This window comes from Shinella sp. AETb1-6, assembly GCF_009826875.1.
Classification (GTDB): Bacteria; Pseudomonadota; Alphaproteobacteria; order Rhizobiales; family Rhizobiaceae; genus Shinella; species Shinella sumterensis.
This window is the reverse complement of sequence record NZ_WUMM01000029.1, coordinates 1-10434: the sequence shown is the minus strand read 5'-3', so window position 1 is coordinate 10434 and position 10434 is coordinate 1. Positions and strand designations below refer to the sequence as shown.

9 protein-coding genes are annotated in these 10434 nt (G+C 58.6%); 4 read left to right on the top strand and 5 right to left on the bottom strand.

Features of this window, described 5'->3' with window-relative positions; translation table 11 throughout:
* Nucleotides 1-64: 64 nt before the first annotated feature.
* The 5 genes from GR158_RS24850 to GR158_RS24830 all read right to left on the bottom strand — a co-directional run bounded on the left by GR158_RS24850 (nucleotide 65) and on the right by GR158_RS24830 (nucleotide 5836).
* Nucleotides 65-1021: a carbohydrate kinase family protein gene (locus GR158_RS24850; protein ID WP_134652992.1), complete on the bottom strand. Its 957-nt coding sequence runs from the start codon at nucleotides 1019-1021 to the stop codon at nucleotides 65-67.
* Nucleotides 1022-1157: 136 nt separating this feature from the next.
* The gene (locus tag GR158_RS24845) at nucleotides 1158-2093 is read right to left on the bottom strand and encodes a sugar-binding transcriptional regulator (protein WP_371731793.1); all 936 of its coding nucleotides are present in this window, start codon (nucleotides 2091-2093) and stop codon (nucleotides 1158-1160) included.
* 93 nt (nucleotides 2094-2186) lie between these two features.
* Entirely contained in the window at nucleotides 2187-3176 is a 990-nt protein-coding gene (locus GR158_RS24840; RefSeq protein ID WP_160873026.1) for an ABC transporter permease, read from the bottom strand.
* Nucleotides 3177-3196: 20 nt separating this feature from the next.
* Nucleotides 3197-4687: a sugar ABC transporter ATP-binding protein gene (locus GR158_RS24835; protein ID WP_160873025.1), complete on the bottom strand. Its 1491-nt coding sequence runs from the start codon at nucleotides 4685-4687 to the stop codon at nucleotides 3197-3199.
* Between the two features lie 51 nt (nucleotides 4688-4738).
* On the bottom strand, nucleotides 4739-5836 hold the full coding sequence (locus GR158_RS24830; protein WP_371731792.1) for a substrate-binding domain-containing protein: 1098 nt from the start codon (nucleotides 5834-5836) through the stop codon (nucleotides 4739-4741).
* 275 nt (nucleotides 5837-6111) lie between these two features.
* Between GR158_RS24830 and GR158_RS24825 the strand changes: the two genes are divergently transcribed.
* The 4 genes from GR158_RS24825 (at nucleotide 6112) to GR158_RS24810 (ending at nucleotide 10296) form a co-directional block, all read left to right on the top strand.
* Nucleotides 6112-7149, top strand: coding sequence for a zinc-dependent dehydrogenase (locus GR158_RS24825; protein WP_160873024.1), 1038 nt, complete (start codon nucleotides 6112-6114; stop codon nucleotides 7147-7149).
* Nucleotides 7146-8816 (top strand): glycerol-3-phosphate dehydrogenase/oxidase, encoded by a 1671-nt coding sequence (locus GR158_RS24820; RefSeq protein WP_160873023.1) that lies wholly within the window; start codon nucleotides 7146-7148, stop codon nucleotides 8814-8816. Before GR158_RS24825 ends, GR158_RS24820 begins: the two co-directional genes overlap by 4 nt.
* 30 nt (nucleotides 8817-8846) lie before the next feature.
* Nucleotides 8847-9548, top strand: a complete 702-nt coding sequence (locus GR158_RS24815; RefSeq protein ID WP_160873022.1) for a hypothetical protein — start codon at nucleotides 8847-8849, stop codon at nucleotides 9546-9548.
* A gap of 133 nt (nucleotides 9549-9681) precedes the next feature.
* A complete protein-coding gene (locus GR158_RS24810) occupies nucleotides 9682-10296 on the top strand; it encodes a hypothetical protein (protein ID WP_134653009.1) in 615 nt (204 codons plus the stop codon).
* The last annotated feature ends 138 nt before the right edge of the window (nucleotides 10297-10434 follow it).

Here is a 10434-nt window from a genome sequence, read left to right as displayed (position 1 = left end):
CTGATTTCTCAGACACACACCTTGCTTTATCATTGATGAAACAACGTGACATCGCCCAATGGATTTATGCTGCGTGAGGCTTCTTAACCTGCGCACGCTCCAGAAACGCCAATGTACTCTCAAGATCGACGATACCAGCCTGGCTCCCGAGACCGGACGCATTCAGGGCAGACGAGGCCTGACCAAGCCGGGTCGTTTCTTCAGGGTTGAGGCCATTGATAATGCCGGCTGTGAATCCCGCATTGAAGGCGTCTCCGCAACCGCAAGTGCAGATGACGTCGATGTCGAAGGCCGGCATGTGGAAGCGGGTGCCATCGACATGATGATAATATGCGCCATGCTCGCCCATCGTCATCACGGTGCATTGCACTCCGAGATCATTAAAATAGCGCCCGATGTCCTCCTTCGTCTTCAGGCCGGAGAGGGCCTGCGCCTCCTCGATCGAAGGGATGAAATAGTCGGTATAAGGCAGGAGGCCGGCAACATTCGCCATGTCCTTCCTATCCGCCGCAAAAACGTCGAGGGTCGTGACACTACCGCGCCGTTTAGCTTCTGCCATCAAGCGGAAGCTCCGCTCACCGTCCATCCTGTCCATGAGACCGGTCCCGCCCATATGGACGACCTTTGCATCGAGAACCTTGTCATAGTCGTCTTCGGCAATCACGAAAGCGCCGGTGGCGCCGCGCATGTGTAATGCCGGTCGCTGTCCATCCGGGCGGGTGGTCACGATGGACGATGACGTCCCGACACCCGGGCAGAGCTGCATCATGGATGTATCGATGCCGAACTGTGCCATGCGGCGAATGACCCAGTCCCCCATCAGATCATCGCCGATGCCTCCGACGGCAAGAACCTTCATCCCGTACTTCGCGGCGACAACGGCCGCCGCGCCGGCAGCGCCGGATACGGCCATCGTCAATTCCTCAATGAAATAGGTGCTTCCACCGGGCGGGATCTCGGTGACAGGGCGCCCCAGGCAATCGAAGGTGTAGAAACCGATAGAGGTATAGTCGTAGGTCATAATGTTTCTCCTCCTGAAAGTGAGCGCTTTGCGCTGCTTTCACTTCAGATTTGCGTGCACAACTCTCCCTTGCGGCAATCCACCCGGGTCGCCACATGGCCTAAATTGAAATTTCGAACCCCTCCCGCCCGGCGCGCTAGCCGTCGAGCAACCTCTCTCCCACCTGCTCGTCCGTCAGGATCACATGCGGAGAGAGTAGTTTCATCGCGGCCCTGAACACGGCCAGTTTGTGCCAACCACCCGATGCAAGCACGATCTTGCGTGATGTCCGCAACGCCCGAGGGTCGACGGCAACAACCCGGCGGTTGACGTCATGGTCTACAATCTGACCGTCGGCGTCGATGAACCGGCAAAGGATGTCGCCAATGGCGCCGGCCCGTTGCAACGATACCATTTCTTCCTTTTCGAGCAGGCCGTAGCTCACGAAAGTCGATGTCGGCGAAAGGTCGCCGACGCTGACAATAGCCACATCCAGGTTCTCCGAACGCCGAAACACCTCCCGGATGCCCGGATGCGTAAGCAATGCTTCACGCGTTCGCGCGTCCGGCGCGAAGACGGGTGCCGCGATGAGATAGCTTTCCGCCGAGAGCCTGTCGCCGAGACGCCAGGCAAACTCGGATGGATTGAACGTGCTGACCCTCGTCAGCCCACCCAGCAAGGAGACGACCGAAACACCGGCATGCTGCTGCTGCGGGATGGACGGAAGACATGAGCTCAGCGTCTTGCCCCATCCCAGCCCTATCGTCATGTTTCCGCTCAACAGGTCCGTCAGATACTCCCCGAGTACCGTGCCGATGATTTCCGGAACCATGTCCGGCTTCTGAGGCACCGGCACGACGATCGCACGTTCCAGTTTGAACTTCCGCTCCAGTTCGCGCTCCAGTTCCACACAATGGCTGTGTTTCGAAAGAACGCGGATCTGCACGGTTCCGTCCAACCGGGCGGCGGCCAGCATGCGGAGCACCCGCGTGCGTGTCATGCCAAGCTCTTGGGCGACCTGATCCTGAGTCAACCCTTCCTTGTAGTAGAGCCAGGCCGCCCTGGTCCGCAGATCATCATTGAGATCAGACACTACTTTCACACTCTCTGTTCGAAATTGTTCCAGTCTGCCTATAAATGACGGCGCATTCGATTGCCACAAGTCGGAAAACAACGTTTTGGCTCGTTAGCTGCGGCGGCGGAAGAGGTCGACCAGCACGGCGATCAGAACGACGCCCCCGACGATGACACGCTGCCAGAAGCCGGAGACATTCAGAAGCACGGTGCCATTGGCGAGCACGGTCAGGAGCATGGCGCCGAGCATAGTGCCGACAATGGACCCCTGCCCGCCACGCAGGCTGGTGCCGCCTAGAATAGCCGCGGTGATCGCACCCATCAGCCAGCCCTCGCCGACCGACGGCTGCCCCGCATCCATGCGGCTTGCAAACAGGATACCCGCGAGAGCCGCAAACATTCCGGCAAGCCCGAACACCATGAACTCGACAAACTTCGCGCGGATGCCGACGAGTACCGCCGCATCCCGGTTGCCGCCGACGGCAAAGATGTTGCGGCCGAATTTGGTTTGAGTAAGCAGCCAGATGAGAACGATACCGGAGGCAATGAAGACAAGCACGGGGATCGGGACGGAGAGGATCTCTCCCTTGCCGAAGACGCCGAACGTCTCCCCCAGTGGTCGAATGGGATAACCTTTGGTGATAACCATCGTCAGACCCGCAAAGATTTCCCAGGTCGCAAGCGTCACGATGAATGGATTGAGACGCAAGCCGGCGACAAAGAACCCGTTCACGAAGCCAAGGCACATGCCGAAGATCATGGTGAGCGGGATGACCATGTAGGGATGGACACCGAACATGGTGAGCAGCAGGGATCCGACGATCGCGGAAAGGCCGGCCGCCGCCCCGACGGAAAGGTCGATGCCACCAACGAGCAGCACCAGTGTCTGCCCCAGGGCCACCAGGCCGACGAATGCCGCCTGGCGTGCGACGACCGACATGTTGTAGGTCGACAGGAAATTGTCCGTTGCAAAGGAAAGGACCACCATCAGAGCGATGAGAGCGACGAGAATGCCGCTGGCTTCCCACTGCCAGAACCGCGTTAATGGCCCCGAACGCTTCGTCCGGGCAGGGGTGGAGGTAACGGTGATGTCGTTTGTCATTGGTTGTGACCTTCCGGTGCCTAGCTCATGGCAAGCTGCAGGAGCGATTCCTGCGTTGCGCTTGCTGCGGTCGGGATTCCCTTCACTTTGCCTTCGTGCATCACGACGATGCGGTCGGACACGTCGAGAACCTCTTCGAGTTCCGAAGAGATGAAGACGATCGAAAGCCCTTCCTTGTCGGTAAAGCGCCGCAGCTCGGCCTGAATTTCGAATTTCGCGGCAACGTCGATGCCACGCGTGGGCTCATCCATGATCAGTACGCGGGCATTGCGCATCAGCCAGCGTCCGATGATGACCTTCTGCTGATTGCCACCGCTGAGGCTCGTGATCGGATCGGAGGGCGACGAGAGCTTGATGCGAAGCCTTTGGATGAAGCCATCGACTTCGCGCAACATATCGGACGTGCGCATGTGCAACACGCCCCCGAACCGATCGAGCGACGGCATGCTCATGTTCTCTGTGATGCTGAGCAGCGGGAATATGCCCTCCTGCTTGCGCTCTTCCGGCAGGTAAACGAGACCCTTGGCGATACAGTCTAGGGGGCTGCGGTTCGCGAAGGGCTCACCGAACAGCTCGACCGTGCCGGCATCGGCCTGAGTCAGGCCGAAAATGCACTTTGCCACCTCGGTACGGCCGGCACCGACAAGCCCGGAAACACCAAGGATTTCTCCACGATGCACTTCGAAGCTTACATTCTCGAATTCGCCAAGACGCGTCAGGCCATCGACCTTGAGGACGACATCACGCTTCTCGATACCGACATGAGGCGCCGGGTTGCCACGGCCGACCACGCGCCCGGCCATCTGCCGCACCATTTCGTCCTTGGTCGTCGCTTTGGGATCAAGTTCACCGACATAGGCGCCATCGCGCAGCACGGCGATCGTGTCGGAGAGTTCGAGGATTTCGTCCAGGCGATGGGAAATATAGAATACCGCGCCACCGCCGGCCCGGAAGCGTCGAATATAATCGAAAAGCTTGTCCGTTTCGCGCGAGGTCAGGGTCGCCGTCGGTTCGTCGAGGATGAGGATGCGTGCGGAGGTCGCGGCGGCCCGGGCGATTTGCACCAGTTGCTGCTGCGCTTTGCTCAGCCTGAAAACCTTGCTCCTCGCGTCGATGGACTCGTCGATCTCGAGCAGATGCTGGATTGCCTGCTCCCACGTCTTTTTCCAATTGATCGCTATTGCGGACGTCTCATGAGCGCCCAGCATGATGTTTTCGGCGACCGTGAGGTCGGGCACCAGGTTGATTTCCTGCGGCGCGATGCTGATGCCGGCCTTCTGCGCGTCGAGCGGACGGCCGAACGAAACCTGTTCGCCGTTGCGATGAAGCGTTCCCGACGTTGGCCTGAGCTTGCCGCAGAAGATACTCATCAGCGTGCTTTTGCCAGCTCCGTTTTCGCCGATTATAGCGTGGACCTCGCCCTCGCCGATGCCGATCGAAACGCCCTTGAGCGCATGGACGACGCCATACGACTTGCAGATGTCCCTGGCCTCAAAGATGTACTTTGCCATAACGGCGTCTCCGGAGCGGAGCGCGCCATGCACGCTCCGCCATATTGGGGTTTACTTGCAATCTTCCTTTGTGATGAAGCGTGAGCCGGTGTCGTGGAACATCGGGATCGTGTGGTTCTCGTTTGCGGCGACGAGGTACTTCACGGTCCAGTAGCCCATGTCCCACTGGCGCTGAGCCTTGAGCGCGGTGATCGTGCCATCGCAGACGGCATCGACGGCTTCCGGAAGATCGTCCATGCCGACGATCGCGATCTTGCCGGCGAAGCCTGCATTCTTCACGGCACGGGCTGCGCCGATTGGGTTCGACGCATTCGAACCGAAGATGCCGGCGATGTCCGGGTTCGCCTGAAGCGCATTTTCGGTCAGCGTAACCGCTTCTTCGAGGATATCGTTGTCGGGTTGTTCGAACACGATCTGCATGCCGGGATGGCTTTCAAGCGCCTTCTTGAAGCCCTGAATGCGTTCAACATGGTCAGACGCGGTAAGGCTGCCGGCGAGAATGCCGACCTTGCCCTTGCCGTTCAGGTGCTTGGCAAGAAATTCGCCGAGGTCGTAGCCATCCTGGTAGCTGCTCTTGGGGCCGACGAAGGGAAACTTTTCATCGCAGAAGGAATTGAACGTCATGACGTTGACGCCGGCCGCCTTGGCCTCCGTCAGAAGCTGGACATTCGTTGCCCGATCGAGGCACGCGACGGCGAGACCGTCCGGCTTGCGGCCGATGTTAGTTTCGATGCGCTGGTTCTGGTCAGCGACGTCCGCCTGCGGCGGCTGATCCCAGATAACATTGACCTTGATACCGGACTTCGCAAATTCTTCGGCAGCAAACTTGCTGCCCTCGGCAACAACGTCATACCAGGGGTGAATGACCTTCGGGATGAAGACGAATGTCAGCTCTTTGTCGATAGGCTTGATGAGGTCCTGCTGGCTCTGCGCGTAGGCGCCGGCCCCTGCGACGATCGACATTACACCTGCGCTGATAAGAAGTTTGTACAGTTTCATTCTAACCTCCCAGTTGAAACTTTTAACCGCCGCTGCTGCGGCGTGAGTTCCCAGAAATCGAAGAAAATCGGCGCTGCATTCGATCCGGCGCCCTCGACGCCTCCCAATCCCCCACGGCGGGTTAACCCGCCGAAAAGCGCGCAGCAACACTCTCCTCCCAAGCCTGAACAAAAGAACATTTATATTCAGACAAATCTAAATGTTCACCAACGTGAGTGATTGTCAACCATTTTCGCCGGCTGCTGAACCGTCGCCCTCATAATAGGATGTTTTAATTATAAAAAATGTAAATGCAAAGATCGAGAAGGCCTTCGTTCAACCCATAAACGCAGTCAAATCCAAGAAATTTTCGGCGCATCTGCCGTTTTGTCTTGCATATTTGCATTTTCAATATCACATATGTGCAACATTTACGGGAGGATCCCATGAAAGCGGGCTTGCTCAAAGCGCCAAACGAACTGCTCTTCCAAACGGTTGCCGATCCGGTGCTTTCCACCGGCGACCTCCTCATTCGCATCAAGGCGGCAACCGTGTGTGGCACCGATATCCGCATCTTCCGCGGGCGGAAAACAGCCGGCGTGCGCTATCCCTCAATCCTCGGGCACGAATTCGCTGGCGAAGTCGTCGAGAATGGCGGCCACAGCAATTTCTCCTGCGGTGATGCCGTTGCGGTATGCCCTGCCATCCCTTGCGGCTATTGCGACTACTGCAAGCGCGGCTATGAGAACATCTGTCAAAACCTGACCGCCATTGGATACGAGATCGACGGTGCGTTTGCCGAATACATTCGAATTCCCGCAAGGGCGGTCGAAGCGCACAATGTGTTCAAGATTCCCGCGAACCTGAGTTGGGAAAAGGCAGCGCTCGTCGAACCGCTTTCATGCGTTCTCAATGGTCAGGAAAAGATCAGCGTCGAAGTCGGCGATAGCGTCGTCATCCTGGGCTCCGGCCCGATCGGACTGCTTCACGTAAAGCTTGCACGTCACTCCGGCGCCGCGAAAATCATCGTCAGCGAGCCAAGCGCTTCACGACGCGAGGCGGCAATCGCGGCGGGCGCAGACATCGTCGTGGATCCCGTCAACGAGGACCTGAATTCAATCGTGCGCCAGCACACGAAGGGGCTGGGAGCGGACAAGCTTATCGTGGCGATCGGCGTGACGAAGCTTGCAAACGACGCACTTTCGCTCGTTCGTCACCGCGGAAAAATCAGTCTGTTCGCCGGCTTTTCGTCTACCGACATGGCCACGATGGATGTCAATCTCATCCACTACAACGAACTCGTCGTCACCGGCTCGTTCGGGCTCAACCGCCTCCAGTTCGAAAAATCCCTCGACATGATCGCCGCCGGCCAGATCGAAGTCGATTCGATGCTGACGCACCGCTTCGAGCTGAAGGACATCGGGGCGGCACTCGAAACCGCCGAAAAGGGTAGCGCCGTAAAGGTCGCTGTCGTCAATCCATGACGATGGATGCGTCCCGCTTGGATACGGTAAGGTCACACTATCCGGTGCTGATCATCGGCGGCGGCATCAATGGATGTGGCCTGTTCCGTGATTTGGCCGCCCAGGGTATCGACTGCCTGCTGATCGACAAGAACGACTTCTGCTCGGGCGCGAGCGCTGCCCCGTCGCGTCTCATCCATGGTGGCATCAAATATCTGGAGACCGGCGAATTCCGGCTCGTTCGCCAATCCGCCATGGAGCGCAACCTACTCCTGAAGAACGCACCGCATTACGTCAAACCCCTCGAGACCGTACTACCGGTCTATTCGTGGTTCGGCGGGATCGTTCCGTCGATCAAACGGTTCTTTCGACTGAAGGCGACGTTGAACGACCGCGGCGCGATCATCACCGAAATCGGGTTGAGGCTCTACGATCTCTTCGGGCGGCATTTCCGCACAATGCCCAATCACCGCATGCTTCTGCGACGCTCGATGGCGTCTGTCATGCCCGAGTTGACAAAGAGAGCTGTTGCCAGCGGAATCTACTATGAAGGACGCATCACGCATGCGGAGCGGCTGGGCCTCGAGCTTCTCCTCGATGGCATTCAGGACAATCCAGAGTCCAGGGCACTCAACTACGTCTCGGTTTCAGGAAACGGCAGCGGTGGCATAACACTGACGGACGGACTGTCCAGTCGAAGCGTCGCCGTGACCGCAGACATCGTGATCAATGCCGGCGGCGCTTGGATCGATGCCGTCAACGACAAGCTCGGCATCGTCTCGCAGCATATGGGCGGCAACAAGGGTTCGCACCTGATCGTTCGCAACCAGAGGCTCCACGAGGCGCTCGGCGGCCGGATGGTCTATTTTGGCTCCGCGGACGGACGCGTCAACCTACTCTACCCCTTCATGGGCAATGTCCTTGTCGGCTCGACCGACATTCCCGTCCAGGATCCCGACCTTGCGGTCTGCGACGACGCAGAGCGCCAATACCTTTCCCACGTGACACGTGAGGTTTTCCCAGACATCGAGATACGGCAGGACGAAATCGTGATGACCTATTGCGGCGTTCGCCCGCTGCCACGGACCGAAGGCGTCGATCCCGGCGCCGTCAGCCGCGATCACTCGATCGTCCGAGATGTGATCCCGGGCGCGAACACACCCGTGCTCTCTCTTATCGGCGGAAAGTGGACGACCTACCGCGGCTTCTCCGAAGAGGCAGCGGATCTTGTGCTTCGTCTCCTGGGCCGTGCCCGATTGCGTTCGACGCAGGAGCTGCCCATCGGCGGGGGACGGGGTTTCCCAATGAACGACGCGGGTATCACTCGATTTGCCGACGACCTCTCAAAGGTCACGGGCTCGCTTCAAACGGCGACCGATCTCCTTCATCGTTACGGGACGCGGGCAACGTTGATCGGGGCCGAAAACAATCAGACGAGGCTGGTTTCAATTCCAGCTTATGGCCGTTTCGAGCTCGCCTGGATTTGCCGCAATGAATGCGTTGGCCGGTTGACTGACCTTCTGTTCCGGCGCACCGACATCGCCCTGTCCGGCCGCCTTTCAGCCGCCGTCGTGGCCGAAGCAGCAGAGATTGCCGCGGATACGCTGGGCTGGGACGCAGAACGCCGGCAGAATGAAATCGACGCAACTCTGCAAACGTGTCATTCTCGCGGCATGACGATTTCATAATATCGAAAGCTGAATCGGAGGAGCGTGTTCATGTCGTCGTCTGTTGGGAAGGATCTGAAGCAGAGCGTTGGGGATCAGCTGCGCGGCGTGCGTTATCTGGTGCGAATGCTCGGATCGGATGCGCAACGACCGCACCTTGCGCCACCGGCCCTCCCTGAAGCTTTGCCCCAATTCGACCGCCTGCTGGGCAAGACTTTCCGTGCCGTGGACAGCGTCATGAGTGCAGTCGAAACCACTGTGCGCCCCTCCGCGGGCGCGTTTCGGGGTTTCCTGCCGCTGGAAGACTACGCTGCCCATCAATCGGGCGCCTTGCAGGAGGATATCTACAAAGGCCTCAAGGCCATTGCCGCTATCGCGCGGTCCAACCAGCTTATCCTGAAAGGTCGGGTCGCGGATATTCAGGCGGACATGGTAAGACGCTGCACCATGTCCGCACGCACCGAGGAGCGGTGCGCCGAACTGCTGGTGGCACTGGTGCGGTGCAATCCCTTGGTTGATGTTCGCGAGGATGCCGGGATGCCATTGGTCCTGAAACAGTATGTCGCGCTTGCTCTCCTCTTCGGCCTGGCAAACAAAGGACGTCTCCCGGAGGAAGAAGCCTCGTCGCTGGTTGAGGACGCGTTGCTGCTGGCAAGCACCCGTCTAGAAACCATCGAGGGACACTTGAAGGTGGAGAAACCGAGGGAGCCTCTTGCCGCGACATTTGCCGTTCTTCTCGGTCATCTGGCGTGAACCGAGAGCGGAACAATTGACTTGGAAATGAGATATTTGTACGGATGAGGTCTCTTCCGAAGTTTCCAATAGTAATCGCCGATCTGCTTCGCCGTAGGGACTTCAGAGCAATATTGCGGATATAGGTGCCAGGATGGAAATCCTCACACAGAGCGAGATGAGTGCACTGCCGGATTTCGGTCATCGGCTACGCCAGCTCAGGTGGTTCCGCCGGACATTCGCCTCATGTGTAAAGGCACTCGATAAACGCTACCGCTTGGAAACCACCTTCAACGAAGAAGTGCTTGCAAAGGTTTTCGTTGATTGGGTTGAAACCATTGAGCAAAAAAAGCGCTTGGCGAATGTGAACCGAGCCGATTTCATCAAGTTCTCGGGCGGCCTGATGCTCCGGGAGCTGATCAAGGCCGATCCCGCCGCCGTGCGACTTCCCGTGAACGCCGGCGATCTGCCTGAAACGATCGCCTTCTGGCCGGAAGGCTTCCTCTACACCAATTTTTGCATCAGTGCCGTCAGCGTCGTTCACCTGCAGGAACTCGGCGAGCCGCTCCATCTGTCGGACTGTGTCGATGACCTGCGCACTTGGTGGTCGTTCCGAGAAAACACGCACGAGATGCCGGCCTACGCCATCGCGTTTCTCGACCGCTTCCTCGGAGTAGAACCGAACTGGACAATGCCGGATCTACCTGAAGCCCGTGCGGCCATGCTGGAAGCGGCTGCTGGCGAAAAGCTTCTGGCGGACGACGAGTAAGGATTGCCCCCTGCCGGCAACTTGAGCCGGCTAAGGCTGGCGTCGGTTCAATGGCTCTTTCGCGAGGCTCTTACCGCCTTCAGCCTTGCGAAATCGTCGCCGGCGTGGTGCGAGGAGCGGGTGAGCGGGCTCGACGAT